General features: G+C 62.2%; 21 protein-coding genes. 5 read left to right on the forward strand and 16 right to left on the reverse strand.

The features are described from left to right. Positions 1-206: 206 nt before the first annotated feature. The 3 genes from FHX03_RS19135 to FHX03_RS19145 all read left to right on the forward strand — a co-directional run bounded on the left by FHX03_RS19135 (position 207) and on the right by FHX03_RS19145 (position 3,258). Positions 207-1,007 carry an inositol monophosphatase family protein gene (locus tag FHX03_RS19135; RefSeq protein ID WP_097629206.1) on the forward strand — a complete coding sequence of 267 codons (801 nt, stop codon included), beginning with the start codon at positions 207-209 and terminating at the stop codon, positions 1,005-1,007. A 112-nt stretch (positions 1,008-1,119) separates the two neighbouring features. After that, positions 1,120-2,223: a MotA/TolQ/ExbB proton channel family protein gene (locus tag FHX03_RS19140; protein ID WP_054185080.1), complete on the forward strand. Its 1,104-nt coding sequence runs from the start codon at positions 1,120-1,122 to the stop codon at positions 2,221-2,223. Positions 2,224-2,226: 3 nt separating this feature from the next. Continuing rightward, positions 2,227-3,258, forward strand: coding sequence for a peptidoglycan -binding protein (locus FHX03_RS19145; RefSeq protein ID WP_003590279.1), 1,032 nt, complete (start codon positions 2,227-2,229; stop codon positions 3,256-3,258). Here FHX03_RS19145 and FHX03_RS19150 read toward each other — a convergent pair whose 3' ends face one another. The 5 genes from FHX03_RS19150 to FHX03_RS19170 all read right to left on the reverse strand — a co-directional run bounded on the left by FHX03_RS19150 (position 3,259) and on the right by FHX03_RS19170 (position 8,398). Next, entirely contained in the window at positions 3,259-4,509 is a 1,251-nt protein-coding gene (locus FHX03_RS19150) for an RNA polymerase sigma factor (protein WP_183854976.1), read from the reverse strand. Between the two features lie 7 nt (positions 4,510-4,516). After that, complete coding sequence (locus tag FHX03_RS19155; protein ID WP_097629208.1) at positions 4,517-4,855, reverse strand: YciI family protein; 339 nt, start codon at positions 4,853-4,855, stop codon at positions 4,517-4,519. A 266-nt stretch (positions 4,856-5,121) separates the two neighbouring features. After that, positions 5,122-5,310 carry a YegP family protein gene (locus tag FHX03_RS19160; protein ID WP_003566419.1) on the reverse strand — a complete coding sequence of 63 codons (189 nt, stop codon included), beginning with the start codon at positions 5,308-5,310 and terminating at the stop codon, positions 5,122-5,124. Positions 5,311-5,465: 155 nt separating this feature from the next. Further along, positions 5,466-6,458 (reverse strand): Bug family tripartite tricarboxylate transporter substrate binding protein, encoded by a 993-nt coding sequence (locus tag FHX03_RS19165; protein ID WP_097629209.1) that lies wholly within the window; start codon positions 6,456-6,458, stop codon positions 5,466-5,468. A gap of 137 nt (positions 6,459-6,595) precedes the next feature. Beyond that, a complete protein-coding gene (locus FHX03_RS19170; RefSeq protein WP_183854978.1) occupies positions 6,596-8,398 on the reverse strand; it encodes an ABC transporter transmembrane domain-containing protein in 1,803 nt (600 codons plus the stop codon). Positions 8,399-8,591: 193 nt separating this feature from the next. Here FHX03_RS19170 and rpmE point away from each other — a divergent pair, with 193 nt between their 5' ends. After that, complete coding sequence (gene rpmE / locus FHX03_RS19175; RefSeq protein WP_003566413.1) at positions 8,592-8,813, forward strand: 50S ribosomal protein L31; 222 nt, start codon at positions 8,592-8,594, stop codon at positions 8,811-8,813. Between the two features lie 138 nt (positions 8,814-8,951). On the opposite strand, the gene FHX03_RS19180 is transcribed toward rpmE, so the two are convergent. The 3 genes from FHX03_RS19180 to FHX03_RS19190 form a co-directional block, all read right to left on the reverse strand. Next, complete coding sequence (locus FHX03_RS19180; protein ID WP_003542804.1) at positions 8,952-9,467, reverse strand: DUF1465 family protein; 516 nt, start codon at positions 9,465-9,467, stop codon at positions 8,952-8,954. A 389-nt stretch (positions 9,468-9,856) separates the two neighbouring features. After that, positions 9,857-10,048 (reverse strand): DUF1192 domain-containing protein, encoded by a 192-nt coding sequence (locus FHX03_RS19185; RefSeq protein ID WP_183854980.1) that lies wholly within the window; start codon positions 10,046-10,048, stop codon positions 9,857-9,859. Positions 10,049-10,194: 146 nt separating this feature from the next. Further along, entirely contained in the window at positions 10,195-11,493 is a 1,299-nt protein-coding gene (locus FHX03_RS19190; protein ID WP_183854982.1) for an MFS transporter, read from the reverse strand. Between the two features lie 173 nt (positions 11,494-11,666). Here FHX03_RS19190 and FHX03_RS19195 point away from each other — a divergent pair, with 173 nt between their 5' ends. Next, a complete protein-coding gene (locus FHX03_RS19195) occupies positions 11,667-11,831 on the forward strand; it encodes a hypothetical protein (protein ID WP_183778669.1) in 165 nt (54 codons plus the stop codon). 22 nt (positions 11,832-11,853) lie between these two features. On the opposite strand, the gene FHX03_RS19200 is transcribed toward FHX03_RS19195, so the two are convergent. From FHX03_RS19200 to tkt, 8 genes are all read right to left on the reverse strand, one after another. After that, positions 11,854-12,777: a PhzF family phenazine biosynthesis protein gene (locus tag FHX03_RS19200; protein WP_183854984.1), complete on the reverse strand. Its 924-nt coding sequence runs from the start codon at positions 12,775-12,777 to the stop codon at positions 11,854-11,856. A gap of 144 nt (positions 12,778-12,921) precedes the next feature. After that, positions 12,922-13,944 carry a class I fructose-bisphosphate aldolase gene (locus tag FHX03_RS19205; RefSeq protein ID WP_183778671.1) on the reverse strand — a complete coding sequence of 341 codons (1,023 nt, stop codon included), beginning with the start codon at positions 13,942-13,944 and terminating at the stop codon, positions 12,922-12,924. A 314-nt stretch (positions 13,945-14,258) separates the two neighbouring features. Further along, complete coding sequence (locus FHX03_RS19210; RefSeq protein WP_183778672.1) at positions 14,259-15,461, reverse strand: phosphoglycerate kinase; 1,203 nt, start codon at positions 15,459-15,461, stop codon at positions 14,259-14,261. A 69-nt stretch (positions 15,462-15,530) separates the two neighbouring features. Next, positions 15,531-17,405, reverse strand: coding sequence for a potassium/proton antiporter (locus tag FHX03_RS19215; RefSeq protein WP_097629217.1), 1,875 nt, complete (start codon positions 17,403-17,405; stop codon positions 15,531-15,533). A 296-nt stretch (positions 17,406-17,701) separates the two neighbouring features. Beyond that, on the reverse strand, positions 17,702-17,881 hold the full coding sequence (locus tag FHX03_RS19220) for a hypothetical protein (RefSeq protein ID WP_183854986.1): 180 nt from the start codon (positions 17,879-17,881) through the stop codon (positions 17,702-17,704). 161 nt (positions 17,882-18,042) lie between these two features. After that, positions 18,043-18,357 (reverse strand): hypothetical protein, encoded by a 315-nt coding sequence (locus tag FHX03_RS19225; protein ID WP_183854988.1) that lies wholly within the window; start codon positions 18,355-18,357, stop codon positions 18,043-18,045. 242 nt (positions 18,358-18,599) lie between these two features. Further along, positions 18,600-19,610, reverse strand: coding sequence for a type I glyceraldehyde-3-phosphate dehydrogenase (gene gap / locus FHX03_RS19230; RefSeq protein WP_097629294.1), 1,011 nt, complete (start codon positions 19,608-19,610; stop codon positions 18,600-18,602). Positions 19,611-19,691: 81 nt separating this feature from the next. Beyond that, the gene (gene tkt, locus FHX03_RS19235) at positions 19,692-21,665 is read right to left on the reverse strand and encodes a transketolase (protein ID WP_097629219.1); all 1,974 of its coding nucleotides are present in this window, start codon (positions 21,663-21,665) and stop codon (positions 19,692-19,694) included. Positions 21,666-21,835 lie beyond the last annotated feature (170 nt).

Here is a 21,835-nt window from a genome sequence, read left to right on the forward strand (position 1 = left end):
TACTCTTATTGGACTAATCTGTCCAGAATAAATTTATGGTTTCCGGCGCCGCAGGGCAGCCATGCGCGCCTCCCCTTGAAATTTCCCTGATTTTGTGGTCTTGAGGCCGCCAATCTTCGCAGCGCTGCCTGTCATGCATGTTCAGGGACACTTCCCGCCCCTGGCAGCGCGCGCGCCCCGTATCAGTCCCAAGGAAAAATGCGCCGATGGCCCGTTCAGCTCTTCTCAATGTCATGGTTCAGGCTGCCCTCAAGGCAGGAAAGTCGCTGGGACGTGATTTCGGCGAAGTGCAGAACCTGCAGGTTTCCGTGAAGGGGCCGGGCGATTTCGTTTCCACCGCCGACCGCAAGGCCGAAAAGATCGTCAGGGAAGAGCTGCTCAAGGCGCGTCCGACCTATGGCTTCCTCGGCGAAGAGAGCGAGGAAATCAAGGGCACCGACGGCGCGCATCGCTGGATCGTCGACCCGCTCGACGGCACGACGAACTTTTTGCACGGCATCCCGGCCTTCGCGGTCTCGATCGCGCTCGAACGCAATGGCGAGATCGTTGCCGCCGTCGTCTTCAATCCGGCGACCGACGAGCTCTATACCGCCGAGCGCGGCGGCGGCGCCTTCCTTAACGACCGGCGCCTGCGCGTCGCCGCGCGCCGGGCGCTGTCGGATTGCGTCATCGGCTGCGGTGTGCCGGCGCTCGGCAAGCGCAATCACGGCAAGTTCCTGGTCGAGCTTCGCCACGTGATGGGCGAAGTTGCGGGCATCCGCCGCCTGGGCTCGCCGACGCTCGATCTTGCCTATGTCGCTGCCGGGCGGTTCGACGGTTTCTGGGAAGCGGAGCTTGCGCCGTGGGACATGGCGGCCGGCATCCTGCTCATCCGCGAAGCCGGCGGTTTCGCCACCGACTGGGACGGTGGTGCAACGATGCTGGAGAGCGGCACGATCGTCGCCGGCAACGAGATCATCCATAAGGCGTTGATCGAAGTCGTCAAGCGGCCAATTCCCGCCAAGTGAGCGGACGAAAATCCGGCTGTTGTAAAGTCACGGTTTTCGCCTCGGCATACTTCAATTCGGCACAATGTTGCTCTAGTCTCCGCCAGCAATGACTCCGGAGGCAGCGGACCCTATGGAAAATGTGAATGTGGCGGAGATCGGCTCCACCGAAAAGACGGCCAGCGGTTATGCCTACAGGCTTTCGAGCCCCATGCCCTTCCTCTGGACTATGCTGCTTTTCCTCGTCATCGTCGGCTTTATCGCCGCCATCCTCTTCCGGCAGACGCAGACCGCTTTCATGCACAATCCGGGCCTCAACGGCCTGATCGTCGGTGTTCTCGCAGTCGGAATCATTCTTGTTTTCAACCATGTGCTGGCGCTTCGCCCCGAAGTGCGCTGGTTCAACTCCTTCCGCGCCGCCGGCAGCGCCGACAAGGTCAACCGCAATCCGCGGCTGCTCGCGCCGATGCGGGCGCTGATCGGCAGCCGCAAATCTTCGGTGGCGCTATCGACGACGGCGCTGCGCTCGATCCTCGATTCCATCGCCACCCGCCTCGACGAATCGCGGGATGTCTCGCGGTACCTGATCGGCCTTCTGGTTTTCCTCGGCCTGCTCGGCACCTTCTGGGGCCTGATCGGCACGATCGGTTCGATCAGCATGGTGATCCAGTCGCTCGATGCCGGCTCGAACGGCACGGGAGATGTGCTTGCGGCGCTGAAGGAAGGGCTTTCCACCCCGCTTTCGGGCATGGGCCAGGCCTTTTCCTCCTCGCTGCTCGGCCTTTCCGGCTCGCTCATTCTCGGCTTCCTCGACCTTCAGGCCGGCCGCGCGCAGAACCGCTTCTACATGGAGCTGGAAAACTGGCTCTCCTCGGTCACCGATGTCGGCTCCGACCTGGCGCCGGCCCTCGACGCCGTTGCCGGCGCTTCCTCGGACGATATGCGTGCGCTCTCCGATTATCTGCGCAAGGTCTCCGAGGAGGGGGGCGCCGGCAGCCAGCGCTCGGTCGCCGCCATGGCGAGCCTTGCCGAAGGCATTCAGGGTCTCGTCAAGAACATGCGCAACGAGCAGCAGATGCTGCGCGACTGGATCGAGGCGCAACAGGACGAGGCCAAGGCGATGCGCCGCACGCTCGATCGGCTGGCCGAACGCATCGGCGTTCAGGAGCGCGCCGGCGACCGAAGCGAGCGCGTGCGCGACCGCGCCAGTCAGGCAGAAAAGAGCGAGGGCAAGTAAGCCATGGCTCTTGCCCGCAACCGGCGCCGTGAACGCACGGTGGATTATTGGCCGGGCTTCGTTGACGCGCTGTCGACGCTGCTCATCTCAATCATGTTCCTGCTGACGGTCTTCGTCGTCGGGCAGTTCATCCTCAGCCGCGAGATCACCGGACGCGATGAGGTGCTCAGTCGCCTCAACAGCCAGATCAACGAGCTGACGCAGCTTCTTGCGCTCGAAAAGGGCAGCAATCAGGACCTCCAGGATTCGGTCGCCAATCTTCAGGCCTCGCTTGCCAGCGCCGAGGGCGATCGATCGCGGCTGCAGGCGCTGCTGAATGCCGGGTCCGGCGGGCAGGACGCGGCGCAGAAGCGAATCGGCGCGATGACGCAGGAGCTTGACGAGCAGAAGCAGGTCAGCGAGCGGGCGCTGAGCCAGGTGGAGCTGCTGAACCAGCAGATTGCAGCACTTCGCAGCCAGATCGCCGCCGTCGAAGCCGCTCTTCAGGCTTCGGAGGAGAAAGACCGGGTCTCGCAGACCAAGATCGCCGATCTCGGCAGCCGCCTCAACGTTGCGCTCGCCGCGCGCGTGCAGGAGTTGAACCGCTATCGTTCCGACTTTTTCGGGCGCCTGCGCGAGATCCTTTCCGACCGCGAGAATATCCGCATCGTCGGCGACCGCTTCGTCTTCCAGTCGGAAGTGCTGTTTCCCTCGGGCGGCGCCGATCTAAACCCGGAGGGACAGACCGAGATGGGCAAGCTCGCCGCCGCTCTTCTCGATCTCGCCAAGGAAATTCCGCCGGAGATCAACTGGGTGCTGCGTGTCGACGGCCACACCGACAATGTGCCGCTGGCCGGGACGGGCCGCTATCGCGACAATTGGGAGCTCTCCTCGGCGCGCGCGATTTCGGTTGTCAAGTTCCTGATTGCGCAGGGCGTGCCGGCCGACCGGCTGGTTGCCGCCGGCTTCGGCGAGTTCCAGCCGATTGCGCCCGGCGAAACACCGGATGCGCGCGCCACCAACCGCCGCATCGAGCTGAAGCTGACAGAGAAATAATCAGCGTGGCGTGGCTTGTCGCACCTCCTTCAGCCGGTCGGCGAGAAAATCGCGCACGGCGGGGCTGTCGCTGAGGCCGATCGCCGTCATGTAGGCATCGACTGCTGCGGCATCGTCGCCGGCGCGTGCGAGAAGAAAGGCACGCACGGCCCAATAGGGCTGATAGGCCGCGGCATCGCGCGGATCGAGCCTATTGAGCCGCTCCAGACCGGCGGCGGCGCTCAAGGCCCTGCCGATCACCGCTGCTTCGGCGACGCGTGCGCCGAGCGTGTGTTTTATCTTTACCAGCGCGGCGTAGAGCGTTGTCAGCGCCGGCCAGTCGGTCATTCCCGAAACCCGGCGCGTTGCATGCACGGACTGGATCGCAGCATGGCACTGAAAGGGACCGAAACGGTCGAAAGCTCCGGCCTTGCGCAGCAGCGCATCCGCCTCGGCGATCATGATCACGTTCCAGGCCGCCGTATCCTGCTCGTCGAGCGGCACGTATCGGCCATTACGGTCGCGCCGGGCGCTGCGGCGGGCCTCGCAGTGAAGCATCAGCGACAGCAAGCCGATCGCTTCCGGTTCATCAGGCAGCACCGCCAGAAGCGCGCGGCCGAGCCAGATCGCTTCGCCGGCAAGCGAATGGCGCTCCTCCTCGCCGTCGAGACCGTCCCATCCGAGGCCGTAGGCGGCATAGATCGCCGAAAGCACGGCAGCGAGCCGCTCCGGCAGAGCGGAGCGAGGGGGAATGGCGAAGGGAATGCCGGCATCGCGGATCTTCACCTTGGCCCGCACCAGCCGTTGGCTCATCGCCTCCGGTGAAACGACGAAGGCCCGTGCTATGGTTTTCGCCTCGATGCCGAGAACCGTCTGCAGCATCAGCGCCGTATGCACGGAGCTGTCGATGGCGGGATGGGTGCAGGCGAAGAGCAGCTTCAGCCGCTCATCGGGAAAGACGGCTTTGCCGGCCTCGTTCATGCGTTCCTCCGCCTCCTCGAAGGCGACGGTTATCGTCGTCTGCGCGTTGGCCGCGACGGTGCGGTGGCGGGCCGCCTGCATCAGGTTGCGGCGTGCGGCCACCAGCAGCCAGGCTTCCGGCTTGTCGGGAACGCCGCGCTCCGGCCAGACGCGAAGGGCCGACGCCAGCGCTTCCGACAATGCGTCTTCCGCCGCCGGCACGTCACGCGAGCGGGCGGCCAGAAAAGCGATTAGCTTGCCGTAGGACTGACGCGCCACCTGTTCGGCGGCGCGTCCCGCATCGGGCGGCATCGCCGTTTCACATTTGCAGGCGCGGACGCACCTCGACCGAACCCCTGTCGGAGATCGGAACGCGTGTTGCCCATTCGAGCGCGGTGTCCATGTTGGGGACTTCGATCAGATAGAAACCGCCGAGCTGTTCCTTGCCTTCCGGATATGGGCCGTCCTGAACGTCGTGATCCTCGCCTTTGCGGCGCACGATCGTACCGGTCTCCGGTGCCGTCAGCCCGGCTCCGCCGGTCATGATCCCTGCCTGGGCAAGCGCCTTGCTGTAGGCGACCCAGCCGTCGCGATAGGCGGGATCGCTGCGGTTGGCGAAATCCTCGGCGGCTTCGCGAATGATGAGAGCATATTGCATGGGAAACTCCTGATCTCTTTGTGGCGTTGATCCGGGCATCGCCATATCGGGAATATTCCGAAAGCCGTGACGCCCGGTGGAGCGGTTCAGCCGTTCCGAGACAATGAGGCGCGACCAGCGGTCATTTCGACATGGTTTTCAAGAAATCTGCAAAAAAGAAAAATGGCGCGGAGATCACAAGGAAACAGGCCGGGCGCGAGGTGCCGCATCGCTCATCGGCGCGCGGAGAGGCAGGGCGGCGCTTTACGCCGCCGCCGCCATTTTGCTCAGGCCTCGGCCTTCGTCTGGTCGACGACGTCAGCGCTTGGCGTGTTCTTCTTGATCGATTCGATGGCACTCATGGCGGACGCCTTCGCCTTGTAGCCTTCGGAAAGGAACATGGTTTCCCCGTTCGATGCCTTGAAGCGGAAGCGGAACTCGCCGGCCTTATCCTTATAAACTTCGAATTTATACATTGGATGTCTCCCGAAACGCTGAATTGCAACCATCAGCGTTAGGGAGGCTAGATCAAAATGGCGAGCTTTTCCACTGCCTTAATTAGAATTGGATGCTCGGCGTCCAATTGTCGCCGTTCCCAGGGACGCAACCGGAGGGGTCTGCGCCGCCGACGTCATTCCATCTGGATGTTCGCGCCCTTGACCACCGGTCCCCATTTGGCGAGCTCGGCCTTGACATGGGCGGCGAGTTCATCCGGCGTCGAGCCGACGATGGTGGCGCTGAATTCTTTCATCCGTTCGGCAACGGCCGGGTCTTTAAGCGCTTTGTTGGCCGAGGCGTTGAGACGCATCACCACCTCGTTCGGCGTCTTGGCCGGGGCGAAAAGCGCATTCCAGGTATAGGTCTCGTAACCCGGTATGCCTGACTCGGCGACCGTCGGCACATCGGGGAAGGAGGGCGCGCGCGCGGCCGTGGTCACCGCCAGCGCCCGCAAAGTGCCGGCCTTGATATGGCTCGATGACGAGGGCAGGTTGTCGAACATGATCGGCACCTGATTGCCGATGACGTCATTCAAGGCCGGGCCAGCGCCCTTATAGGGAATATGCTGCATGCTGACGCCGGCCATGGATTTGAAAAGTTCGCCGGACAGATGCAGCGGCGTGCCGTTGCCAGACGAGGCATAGCTGTATTTGTCGGGCTCGGCCTTCAGCAGCGCGATCAGCTCCGGCACGGTCTTTGCCGGCAATTCCGGATTGACGACCAGCACGTTCGGCACGACGACGAGCAGCGAGACCGGCGCGAAATCCTTCTCGGGATCATAGGGGGTCGATTTGAGGATCAGCGGATTGAGCGCGTGGGTCGCGACAGTGCCCATCAGAATCGTGTAGCCGTCGGGTTCGGCGCGGGCGACGTTACCGGCGCCGAGATTGCCGCCGGCACCGGCGACGTTCTGAACGATCACCTGCTGGCCCAGATCCTCCGACATCTTCTGCGCGACGATGCGCGCAACGACATCGGTCGAGCCACCGGCCGCAAACGGCACGACCATGGTGATCGCGCGATCGGGAAAATCGGCAGCAGCGGCGGATGCGCCTGATGCAAAGGCCGCAAGCATACCGAAGCCGAGCGCAAGGCTCGCACGTCGCGTCATATCGAAAGGCGCCATTCCTATCTCCTCCCAAGAATCTCAACAGCGATATCCCCACCCCGGGGCATGAAGAGGGTAGGGCGGAAGACGCGAATGACAACCGTGGGCTGGCGCGTGAGGGGTCAGACTTTAGTCGCGGAGAAGCGGATGGCCGCCTATTTCGCGGCGGCGAGCACATCCTCGTTGGCGGCATCGAATTGCAGCCGCGCCAATCGTGCATAGATGCCGCCGTGGCGGATCAGGCTCTGATGGGTGCCTTCCTCGACGACGCGGCCCTGATCCATCACGAGGATGCGGTCGGCCTTCAATACGGTTGCCAGGCGATGGGCGATGACGAGCGTCGTGCGGCCGTCGACAAGGCCGTCGAGCGCCTTTTGCACCAGGGTCTCGCTTTCCGCATCCAGCGCCGACGTGGCCTCGTCGAGCAGCAGCACGGGCGCGTTCTTCAGGATGGCACGAGCGATGGCGATGCGTTGGCGCTGGCCGCCGGAGAGCGTAATGCCGCGTTCGCCGACCTCGGTCTCATAACCCTGATCCAGCCGCGTGATGAACTCGTCGGCCTGGGCGGCAAGGGCTGCGGCGCGGACCTCGTCTCGCGAGGCTCCGGGACGACCGAAGGCGATGTTGTCATAGATCGAGGCGGCAAAGATAGTGACATCCTGCGGCACGATGGCTATGCGCCGGCGCAGTTCTTCGGGGGTCGTCAGCTGCGCGTCGACACCATCGATCGTCACGCTGCCTTGTTGCGGATCGTAGAAACGCAGAAGCAGCGAAAAGACGGTGCTCTTGCCGGCGCCGGAAGGGCCGACAATGGCAACGGTCTCGCCCGGCGCAATGGTCAAGCTCAAGCCATGCAGCGCCGATTTGCCGGGGCGCGAGGGATAGGCAAAATGCACGTCGGAAAATTCGACGCGGCCAAGGCCGGGCGAAGGAAGAACCTGCGGATGGTCGGGGGCGGCGATCGGCGAGACTTCGTCGAGAAGCTCGGTCAGCCGGTCGGCGGCGCCGGCTGCCTGCGAGAGTTCGCTCCAGACCTCCGACAAGGCGCCTAGCGAACCGGCAGAGATGACGGCATAGAGCAGGAACTGGCCCAGCGTGCCGGCCGAAAGCGTGCCGGCAAGCACGTTGTGGGCGCCGACCCAGAGCACGGCGACGACGCTGCCGAAGATCAGCGTGATGGCGATCCCGGTCAGCAGCGCGCGCGAGCGGATGGCGGCACGGGCCGCTTCATAGGCGGATTCAACGGCGCTGCCGTAGCGTGTCGCTGCGGCATCCTCGCCGTTGAAGGCCTGGACGGTGCGGGTCGCGGCGATCGTCTCGTTGGCGAAGGCGGAGGCATTGGCGAGCGTATCCTGGGCGGCGCGGGAGCGCTTGCGCACCGAGCGGCCGAAAGCGACGAGCGGGAAGACGATCAGCGGGATCGCCCCGATGACGAGGCTCGAAAGCTTCGGCGAGGTGACGATCATCATACCCATCGCGCCGATACAGAGGATGAGGTTTCTGAGCGCCACCGAGGCCGTGGCGCCAACGGCGGATTTAATCTGCGTTGTATCGGCGGTCAGGCGCGAGACGATCTCGCCGGACTGGTTGACGTCGAAGAAGGATGGCGACAGCCTTGTCACATGAGAAAAGACATCGCGGCGAAGATCGGCGACAATGCGCTCGCCGATGGTGATGACAAAATAATAGCGCAGTGCGCTTGCGACAGCGAGCACGACGGCCATGATCATCAGCATGGCGAAGTAGCTGTTGATGAAGCGGCCGTCGGACTGGGTGAAGCCGTGGTCAATCATGCGACGCACGGCGAGCGGCAGCGCCAGCGACGTGATGGCGGCAAGCGCCAGCGACGTCAGCGCACCGGCCACCAGGCCGCGATAACGCATGACGTAGGGCATCAGCCTACCGAGCGGCCGTAGCGACCGCCTTTTGTTTTCCTCAGCCCGTGCCTGCTCTGCCAAATTGTCTCCGATCGCCCTCAGGCCCCGCGCAATGCGGCCTGTTGGCTCTTGTTATCTAGGCGCCCTTCATGTATAGGCACGCCATCCTAATGGGAAGCCGTAGCCATCACGACTGCGGCTTCATTTATTCAATCGGTTCGGTGGCCGCAACTGCATGCGGCAAATTGAACTCTGGTATCGCAGGAAGATTGTTATGAAGGCAGGCATCCATCCCGACTATCACATGATCAAGGTGGTCATGACCGATGGCACCGAATACGAAACCCGTTCGACCTGGGGTTCGGAAGGCGCTGTCATGAACCTCGAAATCGATTCCAAGTCGCACCCGGCCTGGACCGGCGGCAACCAGCAGCTCATGGACCGCGGCGGCCGCGTTTCCAAGTTTAACAAGCGTTTCGGCGGCCTCGGCCTCTAATCCCTTCTGCTCGATGGAATTCGAAAAGAGCCCGGTTTTGCCGGGCTTTTTTGCGTTGTCGGGAAGGGGCGTTTTCAGGCAAAGAAAAACCGGCCGCGTCGGACGCGGCCGGTTTGTATGGAATTCCCGCAGATCTGGTCAGTTGTTGCCGAAGGCGGTCTGCAGCAGGGAAAGCTGGGCCTGGACGCTGTTTTGATTGTCGTGAACGATCACGGCTTCGGACGGGCGGTAGATCTCGCGATCGAGCAAAGCGATACGGTTCTGCAGACGCAGCGAGCGCTCGACGAGGTCGCGGAAGGATTCCGGCAGGTCGCCCCAGCCGGGCGCGGCGCGGTCGACGTTGAAGCCGTCGAGGCGAACCTTGTTCTTCTCGGCCAGCACCTGGTCACGGGACATTTCGCCATTGTTGACGGCGCGCTGCAGCAGCAGCCAGGAGGCCATCTGCATTAGACGGGTGGTGAGACGCATCGATTCTGCGGCGTAGAGAACCGAGGCCATCCGCGGCAGAACCTTGGACGCGGCGCGGCCCTGGCCGTCGAGATAGGCGGCGGTCTCTTCGACCAGCGACATGCCTTCCGCATAAAGTGCCTTGAACTGCGAGGATGCAGCGGCGCGACCTGCAAAACTGATCGTGTTCAATCCAACTTCCGACATCGCAATAGTCCCTGTTGCACGCAGCTACATATGTTCAGGTAACGCGGGCACCGACGGAAAAGTTTCCGAGCCCGGTCTTTATGACTTTAAGATGGTATCATTAGCCCAAATGCGCAAGCCGTTTCTTAAGAAAGGGTTAATCTCCACAGTTTCGTGGAGAAGCGCCGGGCACAAGGAAAAAGAAGAGCCGCAAAAGCGGCTCTCAAGGTAAAACAGGGAGAAAAATCAGACCAATTCACCGCTTGGAAAACTGTCTGAGATCCAGAGAAAATCCGGATGAGTACAGTAATATCTTATAAAGCTTAATATTTTATTAACATTGTGCCGAACTAAGACTTGAGGCGGGTTCATTTATCCGCCTATAGCCTTGTTTTTTGGGGTTTATCGGATCACGAGCGGAAGAAACTTTCCGCTGCCTGCCGTCCGGAGGCCTTGCGGGTGGCCTCGGCTTCGAGACGGGCGATCTCCGCCTTCAGCAAATCCACCCGCGCCTTTAACTCATCCACCGAAAGCATGGAGAGATCGGAACCGATCTCGTGGGCTATCTTCTTCTGCGGCCGGTCGTCATCGATGAAGCTCATGGGTTCTCCTCCATTACTGCCTGGAGCATCATGCCGAAAGGTACGGAATCGGAATTTAGGCCGATCCGGGCTAAATTCATCCTTTAGTCCCTTGTTTTACGCAGATCGTTATCCCGGAACCGCTGCACAGCTCCGGGCGACATGCATTAGCCGAACTTTACAGCAGGATCGCCGCTTTCGGGAGATTTGCCAGTTTCAGCCGCTTTGCCTGCGCCGCGATCGGCAAGCGACATGCTCTGCGGCGTCAGCATCGGCGAGGTGCCGGTCGGGATCGTCGTATAGGCGTCGCGATCGCTGGCCGGGACGGCGGCGCGGATGCGGCTCCGGATAATGGCGTAAACGGTGATCAGCACGTGAGCGACGGCGGTGACGAGGAAAAGCGCATGCGGGGTAATCACCGACATGACGGGGCCGCCGATCGTCGGGCCGATCACCGTGCCGATGCCGTAGAGCAGCAGCAGGCCACCGGAGACCTTGACGAAATCCTCCGATGCCGCGAAGTCGTTCGCATGGGCGACGGCGATCGGATAGAGCGTATTAGCGACCGCGCCGTAAAGGACAACGAGCCCGATCAGCAAGGCTGGTGACGTCGGGTGGAGTATGAAGATCAGCAAGCCGGCAAGGGCGGCGACGCTGGACATGGCGGCGAGCACATAGCGCCGGTCGATACGATCGGAAAGCCGGCCGGCGGGCAGCTGCATCATGGCGCCGGCGAAGATGGTGGCGCTCATCATGATGGCGATGCTGGTGTCGGAGAGGCCGGCGCCGGCGCCGAAGACGGCGCCGAGCGTGCCATATGCGCCGTTGGCGATGCCGACGAGCAGGATGCCGAGGCAGGAGACCGGCGAATTGCGATAGAGCGCCGGCAGGTCGAGGCGGACAGCCTTCAGCGGCTGTGGCGAAGCGGCGGTCGAAAGCGTTGTCGGCAGCATGGCGATGCAATAAAAAATGCCGCAGATCATGAACAGCACCGGCGTGCGCACGTCCTCGAGCGGGATCATCATCTGGCCGCCGACGACGCCGAGCAGCGTGATGCCGATATAGAGCGAGAAGATCGCGCCGCGGCTCTCGTTGCTGGCGCGCTCGTTCAGCCAGCTTTCGATGATCATCGAGGTGCCGGCGGTCGAGAAGCCGGTAACGGCGCGCAGAACCACCCACCAGACCGGATGGATGATGATGCCGCTCACCAGGGCGATGATGGCGATGATCGAGATGAAGCCGGAGAAGGCTCTGACATGGCCGACGCGGCGCACCAGTTTCGGCGCCACCAGGCAACCGATGACGAAGCCCCCGGCCCATGAGGTGCCGAGCAGGCCAAGCGTCGTGGTGGCGTAGCCTTCGAGATTGCCGCGGACGGGAAGCAGGATGCCCTGCAGGCCGTTGCCCATGAAAAGGAAGAGCGTGCCAAACAGCAGCGCGGCGACGGACAGAAGGTTTCTCTTCATTTCCCCAGACTCGGTCTCAGTGATATTGGAATGGACATAAGGCATGACCTGCGTCAGCCCAGCCTCAAGATGATTGATTGTGCCCCGGAATATCTTTACGGCGTGCGAAGCACCTGTGTTGGCGCGGAAAAATGTCCGTCCTGTGACATTCCGAAAAATGGAAAAAATAAAGCATGACAAAGCTGATAGCCTTGCTGCTCATCCTTGCCATGGCGATACAGCTGATCAAGCCGCTCGGGCTCCCCGGCCTCAGGCGGCGGACGGATTTCTGGAAGATGGCGCTGATCGCTTTCGGGATCTGGGCAGTTGACCTGCTTTTGCGCGATTTCCTGATGTAGGCCTGTCGTCGGCCTGCGATCGTCAGTCCTGCAGGATGATTTCTCCGCGCATGACGGGAACACAGCTGCCCGAGATGACCACATCGGTGACGGTGCCGCGGAATTTCGAGACATCGAGGGAGATGATACTGCGCCGGCCCATTTCGACGCCTTGTTCGACGGTAATGCGGACGTTCATGTCGGCGTCCAGCGCAAGTGAGACAAGATAGGCGCCAAGCGCAGCTGAAGCGCTGCCGGTTGCCGGGTCCTCGGGCACGTTGTCGAGCGGTGCGAACATCCGGGCGCGAATATGCCACGGATTTTCGGATGTTCTGGCATAGACGAAGAGCGAGAAGTCGTGGCCGCTCGTCGTCTGGCGGCCGGCGGCCGCCTGGAAGCCGGCAAGGTTGGGACGGGCGGCTGCCAACGCTTCAAGCCCGCCCACTTCGGCAATGGCGAAGTTCAGGCCGACCGAGGCAAAGACCGGAGCGTGGGTGGTTGTGACGACGGCGCGAGATTCGAGCGAGACGCAGCGGGCGATGGTTTCCTCGGCGATGGTATTGCCGACCGTCAGCGGCTGCGGCGCGCGGATGGCTGTTGCCGCGACCCTTCCGCCGTTGCGTTTCAGGCTGACCTCGACGATGCCGGCCTTTTCCTCGAAGCGCAGTTTCTCGCCGACCGGCTTGCCGAAGATCTCCGCCTGCTGGCCGAGCACATAGGCTGTGCCTACATTCGGATGGCCGGCGAAGGGTACTTCCATCGTCGGGGTGAAGATGCGCACACGGGCGGAATTTTCAGGATTTTCCGGCGGCAGGACGAAGGTGACTTCGGAGTAGTTGAACTCGGTGGCGATCCTCTGCATCGCCGCATCGCTCAGGCCCCGCGCATCGGAGATGACGGCAAGCGGATTGCCCTCGAAGCGGGTGGAGGTGAAGACATCGACGGTGACGTAGGAGAGGGTGTCCATGGCGGCTCCTGTTGCGGCTGCGGCTATGGATAATCACGATTTTCCGGCGAGGCGAGCCGGTTTCTTGTCGCCGTGACAATGCAAGAAGGGGCGGCAACGATGTGTTGCCGCCCCTTCTTCATCTGAGTTAAGGCTGCCGAAAAATCAGGCGGCCTTTTCCAGGTCCTTCTTCCAGCTGCCCTTGGCGGCGAGGCTGTTCATCTCGGCGCGGTGGGTGAACTCGCGCTGGCCGGCGGCGACGTTCTCAGGCTTGCCGTTCCAGGCCTTGAGCGCGCTGTCCTGCAGGGCGCGGCCATAGGAGAAGGTGACGAGCCAGGGCAGGTCAAAACCATTGATCGCGGAAAGATGCGCGGTCGCTTCTTCCGTGGTCTGGCCGCCGGAAAGGAAGGCGATGCCGGGAACAGCAGACGGAACCGTGCGCTTCAGCACTTGGACAGTGCGCTCGGCAACTTCCTCGACCGAGGCCTTGCGGGCGTTCTTGCCGTCGATGACCATGTTCGGCTTCAGGATCATGCCTTCGAGGCTGACGCGGGCATCGGCCAGTTCTTCAAAAACGACGCGCAGCGTGGCTTCGGTGACTTCGGCGCAGCGGTCGATGTTGTGGTCGCCCGGCTTGCCGTCCATCAGGCATTCCGGCTCGACGATCGGTACGATCTTGGCCTCCTGGCAGAGGGCGGCATAGCGGGCAAGCGCCTGAGCGTTGGCGCGGACCGAGCCGCGGGTCGGCAGCGAAGAGGAGATGGCGATGACGCCGCGCCACTTGGCGAAACGGGCGCCGGCGTCATAATACTTGGCAAGGCGCTCGCCGAGACCATCGAGGCCCTCGGTGATTGTTTCGCCCGGATATTTGGCCATCGGCTTGGCGCCGGTGTCGACCTTGATGCCGGGAATGGAACCGGCCGCGCGGATGATATCGACGAAAGGCGTGCCGTCGGCGGCCTTCTGGAAAAGCGTCTCTTCGAACAGGATGACGCCGGAGATATATTTCTTCATCGCCTCGTCAGAGCGGAAGAGCATCTCGCGGTAATCGCGGCGGCTGCTTTCGGTCGATTCCAGGTTGATCGTATCGAAACGCTTCTTGATGGTGGAGGTCGATTCATCTGCCGCAAGCAGTCCCCGGCCGCCTGCAACCATCTGCACTGCAATGTCTTCCAGTCGTTCGCTCATTCTCGTTCTCTCCACAGCATTAAACATCGGCGGTTTAAGAATATAGGACGGCGATAACAGAAGTTTATAGAGAGGAAAATGGAAGCCTAAGTCACTGAAACGATTGAAATCAATTCAATCGTTTGAAAAAATGGGAATTTTTCCAACGCGTGAGCAAAAGACCGCGAAAGGCTCTTCGCCGCCGCGGTCTATCCACATGTAAAACCTGTCAAATCGGGCTTGCCGCGCCGCGCGCCTTTTGCGGGCGCAAAGGACGCTGCCAACATTTTAAACGGACGCATCGGCCCGATTGTCGGGCCGATGCGTGGGGCAGGTTACCGAGCGGCGTTGAGGACGGCGACGCCGGGAAGCTCTTTGCCTTCCATCCATTCGAGGAAAGCGCCGCCGGCTGTGGAGACATAGGTGAAATCGTCGGCAACGCCGGCGTGGTTCAGCGCAGAAACCGTGTCGCCGCCGCCGGCAACGGAGGTGAGCTTGCCAGCCGCGGTGCGCTCGGCTGCGTATTTCGCGGCGCCGACGGTTGCGGCGTCGAAGGGCTCGATCTCGAAGGCGCCGAGCGGGCCGTTCCAGACAAGGGTCGAAGCGCGCTCGATCCAGGCGCTGATGGCTTGGACGGATTTCGGGCCGACATCGAGTACCATGGCATCGGCGGGAATGGCGTCGATATCGACCGTCTCGTTGGCGGCACCCGCCTTGAACTCGCGGGCAATCACGCCGTCTTCCGGCAGGATGATGGCGCAGCCTGATGTCGCCGCCTCGATCATGATCTGCCTGGCGGTTTCGGCGAGATCATGCTCGCAGAGCGATTTGCCGACATTGGTGCCCCGGGCGGCGATGAAGGTATTGGCCATGCCGCCGCCGATGACCAGCGCATCGACCTTTTTCACTAGGTTCATCAGCAGGTCGATCTTGGTCGAGACCTTGGCGCCGCCGACAATTGCGACCACCGGGCGGGCGGGATCACCCAGGCCCTTTTCCAGCGCCTCCAGCTCGGCCTGCATGGTGCGGCCGGCATAGGCCGGCAGATGGTGTGCAAGCCCCTCGGTGGAGGCATGGGCGCGGTGGGCGGCGGAGAAGGCGTCGTTGACATAGATGTCGCCGTTGGCGGCGAGCGCCTTGGTGAAGTCGGGATCGTTCTTTTCCTCGCCCTTGTGGAAACGGGTGTTTTCCAGCAGCAGGATATCGCCGTCATTCATCGCGGCGACGGCGGAGGCGGCGGCCTCGCCGATGCAGTCGGAGGCCGTCGACACGGCATGATCCAGTACTTCCTCGACGGAAGGGGCGATCAGCGACAGCGACAGTTCAGGCGACGGGCCGTCCTTCGGCCGGCCGAAATGGGCCAGCAGGATTACCTTGGCGCCCTTCTCGGACAGTTCGAGGATCGTCGGCGCCACACGCTCGATGCGCGTCGTATCGGTGACCTTGCCGTCCTTGACCGGGACGTTGAGATCGACGCGGACGAGAACGCGCTTGCCGCGGATGTCGGAAAGATCGTCGAGGGTCTTGAAGGAAGGCATGGGGAGATCCAGTCTTGGTTGGCGGAAATTGCGCCGACCATAGCAAGGATCATTCGAGACGCAAGGCGTTCAACGACCGTTTTCGTGTGTGCCTTCGTCGCGTCCGACCGCTGTTTTCGGAGCGGCTTCGGAGGCCGCCGCTTCTCGCCTCCGGCGCCCCTTCAACCGGTCGCGGATCCGCTCGATAATGTCCTTGAGATTAATGAAGATCGGCAGCGTGATGGCCGGTTCGACGGCTTCGAGTGACATGCCGACGGAGGCGACATGGTCGTGCTCATCGAGATCGCGGACGATCAGGATGATCGAGCCGAGACGGACGCGGTCGGCATAATCGGCCTTGCCGCCGAGGCGCTGCCGCATCAATTCGGCGATGGTCAGGCCTTTTTCGGATTCGTTTAGCAGGCCGGGACCGTAGGCGGCATCGAGATCGGCGGCGGGGCGGGCGGGCGAGAGCGCGAAGGCGCCGAAGAATTCGGCATCGTCTTCATCGACAGGCGCACGGCTGGCGAAGAGCCGGTCGAGAAGGCGGGAGTAGCTCGGCACGATGAAGAGATAGACGAGATCGTTCTCGCGCAGCCGCCCGGCATATTGATAGCGCATCGATTTTCCGTCGCGGATGACGAGCGAAGGTGTGGCCCAGCGCGGAATGCGCTCACCGCGCAGCACCGGACTATCCTTGATGACGCGGTAGGAGAGCAGTTCGTGATTGGCAGCACCCGGCAAGTCGACCTCGACCTTGTCGACCGCGCCGATGCGGGGCGGAATGATCAGGCCGAGCTTCTTGGCGACGGGTTTGATCGTCCAGCCCTGGACGAGCAGTGAGACCAGCACGATGATGAAGGCCGTGTTGAAATAGATCTGGCCGTTTTCCAATCCGCCGAGGATCGGCATGATGGCAAGCAGAATGGAGACGGCGCCGCGCAGGCCGACCCAGGCAACGAAGCCGATTTCCTGCTGCGTGTAATCGAAGGGGAGCAGCGACAGCCAGATCGCCAGCGGCCGGGCGACGAAGATCAGGAAGAGGGCAAGCAGAATGGCCGGCACGATGATCACCGGGAATTGCGACGGCGTGGCGAGCAGGCCGAGCACCAGGAACATGATGATCTGCGCCAGCCAGGTCATGCCGTCCTGGAAGCGCTTGATGGTGCCGATCGCCTGCATCTTGCGGTTTCCGGCGTAAATGCCGGCGACATAGACGGCGAGGAAGCCGCTGCCGCCGACGGCGCCGGTGAAGGAGAAGACGAGAAGAGCGAGCGCGAGCACGAAGATCGGCGTCAGACCGCGATCGGTGTCGAGCTTGCTGACGATCAGCACGATCATCATGCCGCCGAGCAGGCCGAGAATGACGCCGAGGCCCATCTGCTGGACGAACATGGCGAGCATGCCGATATTGATGCCGGCGTAGCGCTCGCCGCTTGCCAGCACCTCGACAAGGGCGATGGTCAGGAAAATCGCCATCGGGTCGTTGGTGCCGGATTCGACTTCCAGAGTCGAGCGCACCTTGTCGCGGATGTTGATGCCGCCGATGCGCAGCAGGAAGAAGACGGCGGCGGCGTCCGTCGAGGCGACGATCGAGCCGAGCAGCAGACCTTCCAGCCAGGTGAAGTTCAAGAGCCACATGGCGGCGAAGGCAAAGAGCGAGGCGGTAATCAGCACGCCGACCGAGGCGAGCGCCAGCGAGGGCACGGCCGCGAGCCGGAAGGCATGCATCGGCGTGCCGAAGCCGGAATCAAACAGGATGACGGCGAGCGCGATGGAGCCGAGAATATAGGCGAGGTAATTGTTGCTGAACTCGATGCCGAGGCCGTCGACGCCGGCGGCAAGCCCGATCATCAGGAAAAGCAGCAGCAGCGGGGCGCCGAACCGGAAGGCGAGCAGGCTTGAAAAAGCGGCAAGAAGCACGAGCGCCGTCGAGACCAGCACCACGATATAGAACGCTTCCATGCCCACCCCTTTCCATCGACTGCTTCACGAATACGGCCACCCGGCCGATCCGTCTTCATCCAACCCCTCCTCACGCGCGGCGGCCCATCAGTAAACGGCAAAACGCCAGAGAAGGGTAGGCCTTGCGGCTTAACCTCGTCGCGATGCTGCATCATGCTGCTGAACGGCTGCCGGACGGCCAACCGCCACGGAATGCTACGGGAGAAATTCTCTACAAAGAATGTATAAGAAAATCAGGCGAGAGCAGGGCAAAAAAGACAGGCACGGATTTTTCCTGCCGGTCCGCCGCCGCTCCGCTATCCCAATACTGCCTGAAGGATGATGATGGCGAGAAATGCGAGGCCGATGAACGCGGCAACCCAGATGACCAGACGATTAGCCTTTGCCAGCACGGCGGGTCTGACGTCCCGCTTGGGGTGAAACCGTTGCCGCCGTTTGAGGGTGGTGGGGGACAAGCGTTTTTGTGCCTCTGCCATTTATCGCCTCCACTTGGATCATTTCAGCCATTGTGCAGCGCTGGGCCTGTCCTCATTCTATCACGCCTGGCGAGCGGATTGCCAATCCGCGATTGATCCTTGCCTGCGAGCGGCAACGCCACACCGAAGCCGTCGCTTCGATGTGGCTTCAAAGGCCGGTGTCAGTCTTCGCTGTCCTCGCCCTCGTCGGTCAGATCCGCGACCGGCACAAGGAAAACGACGAACTCGTCCTCGATTGTTCTTTCGGGGTCGTCGTCGAATTCATAGGCATGCTCAACTTCGCTTGCCTCTTCGGCGGTCGCCTTGCGCAGGCTCAGCGCGGCCTTGCGGTCCCACAGGGGTTTACCCTCGGACTCCAGGATGGTCAGGTCGTCGCGAAAGTCTTCCGCCTCGAAGAAATGCGTCGCATCCTCGCTATTTTCGGAGCGAAAGCTGGCAACGGCGCGGCCGGCGATTTCTACGGTAAAATAATCCATCCATCTCTCTCATATTGGCGACAGCGCTGCCGCACGGTATTGGCGTTCCGCGCCTGGCCGGTGGCCGATGCGGCGCGAGGAACTGGGCATTGTGGAATGTCCAGGTGAGTTATTCTAACAGATCTCGTCCCGGCCATGAGCGAAAAGATACCAGTCCGGGGTAGACTGGTTTCGTTTGCGACATGGCAACAAAAAACGGCCCGGTTTCCCGGGCCGCTTGTCTGTCGATGCTTTAACAGCGCTCAGATGAGCTTGGCGAAAGCAACGGCCGTGTCGGACATGCGGCTGGAGAAGCCCCACTCGTTGTCGTACCAGGACAGGACGCGCACGAAGTTGCCTTCCATGACCTTGGTCTGATCGCTTGCGAAGATCGAGGAGTGGTTGTCGTGGTTGAAGTCGCGCGAGACGAGCGGTTCGTCGGTGTAGCCGAGGATGCCCTTCAGCTTGCCGTTTGCAGCCGCCTGGATGGCTTCGTTGATTTCGCCGACGCTGGTCGCCTTCTTGGCGACGAACTTGAAGTCGACGACCGAAACGTTCGGGGTCGGAACGCGGATCGAGGTGCCGTCGAGCTTGCCCTTCAGATGCGGCAGAACGAGGCCGACGGCCTTGGCAGCGCCGGTCGAGGTCGGGATCATCGAGAGGGCGGCGGCGCGGGCGCGATACAGGTCCTTGTGCATCGTGTCGAGCGTCGGCTGGTCGCCGGTGTAGGAGTGAATGGTCGTCATGAAGCCATGGTCGATGCCGACGGCGTCATCGAGCACCTTCACGACCGGCACCAGGCAGTTGGTGGTGCAGGAGGCGTTGGAGATGACCATGTGCTCCTTGGTGAGCTGGTCATGGTTGACGCCGAAGACGACTGTCAGGTCGGCACCGTCTGCAGGCGCCGAAACGATGACGCGCTTGGCGCCGGCCGTCAGGTGAGCGGCGGCCTTGTCGCGCGCCGTGAAGATGCCGGTGCATTCCATCGCGATGTCGACGCCGAGTTCGCGGTGCGGAAGCGTTGCCGGATCCTTGATCGCGGTGACCTTGATCGGCTTGCCGTTGCCGACGATGATCGTGTCACCCTCGACCTTTACGGTTGCAGGGAAACGGCCGTGGATCGAGTCGTAGCGCAGCAGATGGGCGTTGGTCTCGACCGGACCGAGATCGTTGATGGCGACGACTTCGATGTCGGTGCGGCCGGATTCGACGATAGCGCGGAGAACGTTGCGGCCGATGCGGCCGAAACCGTTGATGGCAACCTTGACTGTCATGTTCATTCACTCCCGATAGAATAGAGCCCGATAGAAAGGGCCTGGAATTGAGGAGATGGAGAGCGCCTCAAGGCGCCCTCATTAAAGCTTTGCTTCCGCGGCCGCAACGACGGCGTCGGCAGTGATGCCGAAATGCTTGTAAACGTCCTTTACCGGGCCGGAAGCGCCGAAGCCCTTCATGCCGACGAAAGTGCCTTCCGGTCCGATGAAAGCATCCCAGCCTTCGCGGACGGCGGCTTCGACGGCGATCTTGATCGGCGAGTTGCCAAGGATTTCCTTGCGGTAGGCGTCCGGCTGCTCGAAGAACAGTTCCGTGCAGGGAACCGATACGACGCGCACCGTGACACCCTTGGCTTCAAGGGCTGCGCGGGCGGCAACGGCGATTTCGACTTCCGAGCCGGAGGCGAAGATCGTCACCTTGGCGTCGGCATTGCCGGCCAGCGTATAAGCGCCCTGTTCGCAGAGGTTCTTTTCGCTGTATTCGGTGCGGACCGGGCTAAGGTTCTGGCGTGTCAGCGCAAGGCCCGAAGGACGATTGTGCGTCTTGACGGCGATCTGCCAGCATTCCGCCGTTTCCGTGGCGTCGGCCGGACGGAAGACCATCAGGTTCGGGATGGCGCGCAGACCGGCGAGCTGTTCGACTGGCTGGTGTGTCGGACCGTCTTCGCCGACGCCGATCGAGTCATGCGTCAGGACGTGAATGACGCGGATGCCCATCAGCGCAGCGAGGCGGATCGGCGGGCGGCAATAATCCGAGAAGATCAGGAAGCCGCCGCTATAGGGAATGAGGCCGCCATGCAGCGCAATGCCGTTCATGGCAGAAGCCATGCCGTGCTCGCGGATGCCCCAATGCATGTAACGGCCGGCGAAATCCGTCGGCGTGATCGAATGCATCTGGCTGGTCTTGGTGTTGTTCGACGGCGTCAGGTCGGCCGAGCCGCCGAGCGTTTCCGGCAGGAAGCCGTTGATGACCTCGAGCGCGTCTTCCGAAGCCTTGCGGGTGGCAACCGTCGGCTTGGTCTCGGCGAGCTTCTTCTTGTAGGTGCTGATCGCGGCATCGAAGCCTTCCGGCAGCTCGCCTGCCATACGGCGGGTGAACTCGGCCTTGGCCGGAGCCTTGGCCAGACCCTGTTCCCAGGCGTTGACGAGATCGACGGAGCGGGCGCCGGCTGCACGCCAGCTGTCCAGGACGTCCGACGGGATGACGAAAGCTTCGGATTCCCAGTTCAGCGCCTTGCGGGTGGCGGCGATTTCCTCGGCGCCGAGCGGGTTGCCGTGGACCTTATGGGTGCCCTGCTTGTTGGGCGCGCCGAAGCCGATGATCGTCTTGCAGGCGATGAAGGTCGGTCGGTCGGACTTGTGGGCGGCTTCGATCGCGGCGGCGATGGCGGCCTGATCGTGACCGTCGATCTCGATCGTGTTCCAGTGAACGGCCTTGAAACGGGCGATCTGATCGGTGGAATCCGACAGAGACACGGCGCCGTCGATGGTGATCGAGTTGTTGTCCCAGAACAGAACGAGCTTGTTGAGCTTCAGGTGGCCGGCGAGCGCGATGGCTTCGTGGCTGATGCCCTCCATCAGGCAGCCGTCGCCGCAGATCGCATAGGTATAGTGATCCTGAAGATCGGAACCGAACTCCTCGCGCAGCTTGCGTTCGGCAATCGCCATGCCGACGGAATTGGCAATGCCCTGGCCGAGCGGGCCGGTCGTCGTTTCGATGCCGGTGGCGTGACCATATTCCGGATGGCCGGCGGTCTTCGAGCCGAGCTGGCGGAACTGCTTCAGATCCTCGATCGTCATGTCGGGATAGCCAGTCAGATACAGCAGCGAATAGAGCAGCATCGAGCCGTGGCCGGCCGAGAGCACGAAGCGATCGCGGTTCGGCCAATGCGGCTTCTTCGGATCGAACTTCAGATATTTGGTGAACAGGACCGTCGCCACATCGGCCATGCCCATCGGCATGCCCGGGTGGCCGGAGTTCGCCTTTTCGACGGCGTCCATGGCGAGGAAACGGATCGCATTCGCCATCCGGTCATGTTGTTCGGGAGAGGTCATGGCTTTTCCGCAAGTTCCGGGTGTCGGGGGATGGCCTAGAGCCTCCAAGACCATCGAGTGAAAGCGGCAGACACATAGCAGTTGGCGCTAGCAAGTCAACAAATGGGACACCAAATCCGGGCGGGTCGCCGCGATTTTTGACATTTGATCGCGCGATTGTACAAAAGACA

The organism is Rhizobium sp. BK456, from assembly GCF_014194045.1.
Lineage (GTDB): Bacteria > Pseudomonadota > Alphaproteobacteria > Rhizobiales > Rhizobiaceae > Rhizobium > Rhizobium redzepovicii.

Excerpts from the sequence above, each read along its gene's own strand:
- FHX03_RS19135 (WP_097629206.1), top strand. The coding sequence starts at position 207 with ATGGCCCGTTCAGCTCTTCTCAATGTCATGGTTCAGGCTGCCCTCAAG.
- FHX03_RS19140 (WP_054185080.1), top strand. The coding sequence starts at position 1,120 with ATGGAAAATGTGAATGTGGCGGAGATCGGCTCCACCGAAAAGACGGCC.
- FHX03_RS19145 (WP_003590279.1), top strand. The coding sequence starts at position 2,227 with ATGGCTCTTGCCCGCAACCGGCGCCGTGAACGCACGGTGGATTATTGG.
- FHX03_RS19150 (WP_183854976.1), bottom strand. The coding sequence starts at position 4,509 with ATGCCGCCCGATGCGGGACGCGCCGCCGAACAGGTGGCGCGTCAGTCC.
- FHX03_RS19155 (WP_097629208.1), bottom strand. The coding sequence starts at position 4,855 with ATGCAATATGCTCTCATCATTCGCGAAGCCGCCGAGGATTTCGCCAAC.
- FHX03_RS19160 (WP_003566419.1), bottom strand. The coding sequence starts at position 5,310 with ATGTATAAATTCGAAGTTTATAAGGATAAGGCCGGCGAGTTCCGCTTC.
- FHX03_RS19165 (WP_097629209.1), bottom strand. The coding sequence starts at position 6,458 with ATGGCGCCTTTCGATATGACGCGACGTGCGAGCCTTGCGCTCGGCTTC.
- rpmE (WP_003566413.1), top strand. The coding sequence starts at position 8,592 with ATGAAGGCAGGCATCCATCCCGACTATCACATGATCAAGGTGGTCATG.
- FHX03_RS19180 (WP_003542804.1), bottom strand. The coding sequence starts at position 9,467 with ATGTCGGAAGTTGGATTGAACACGATCAGTTTTGCAGGTCGCGCCGCT.
- FHX03_RS19185 (WP_183854980.1), bottom strand. The coding sequence starts at position 10,048 with ATGAGCTTCATCGATGACGACCGGCCGCAGAAGAAGATAGCCCACGAG.
- FHX03_RS19190 (WP_183854982.1), bottom strand. The coding sequence starts at position 11,493 with ATGAAGAGAAACCTTCTGTCCGTCGCCGCGCTGCTGTTTGGCACGCTC.
- FHX03_RS19195 (WP_183778669.1), top strand. The coding sequence starts at position 11,667 with ATGACAAAGCTGATAGCCTTGCTGCTCATCCTTGCCATGGCGATACAG.
- FHX03_RS19200 (WP_183854984.1), bottom strand. The coding sequence starts at position 12,777 with ATGGACACCCTCTCCTACGTCACCGTCGATGTCTTCACCTCCACCCGC.
- FHX03_RS19205 (WP_183778671.1), bottom strand. The coding sequence starts at position 13,944 with ATGAGCGAACGACTGGAAGACATTGCAGTGCAGATGGTTGCAGGCGGC.
- FHX03_RS19210 (WP_183778672.1), bottom strand. The coding sequence starts at position 15,461 with ATGCCTTCCTTCAAGACCCTCGACGATCTTTCCGACATCCGCGGCAAG.
- FHX03_RS19215 (WP_097629217.1), bottom strand. The coding sequence starts at position 17,405 with ATGGAAGCGTTCTATATCGTGGTGCTGGTCTCGACGGCGCTCGTGCTT.
- FHX03_RS19220 (WP_183854986.1), bottom strand. The coding sequence starts at position 17,881 with ATGGCAGAGGCACAAAAACGCTTGTCCCCCACCACCCTCAAACGGCGG.
- FHX03_RS19225 (WP_183854988.1), bottom strand. The coding sequence starts at position 18,357 with ATGGATTATTTTACCGTAGAAATCGCCGGCCGCGCCGTTGCCAGCTTT.
- gap (WP_097629294.1), bottom strand. The coding sequence starts at position 19,610 with ATGACAGTCAAGGTTGCCATCAACGGTTTCGGCCGCATCGGCCGCAAC.
- tkt (WP_097629219.1), bottom strand. The coding sequence starts at position 21,665 with ATGACCTCTCCCGAACAACATGACCGGATGGCGAATGCGATCCGTTTC.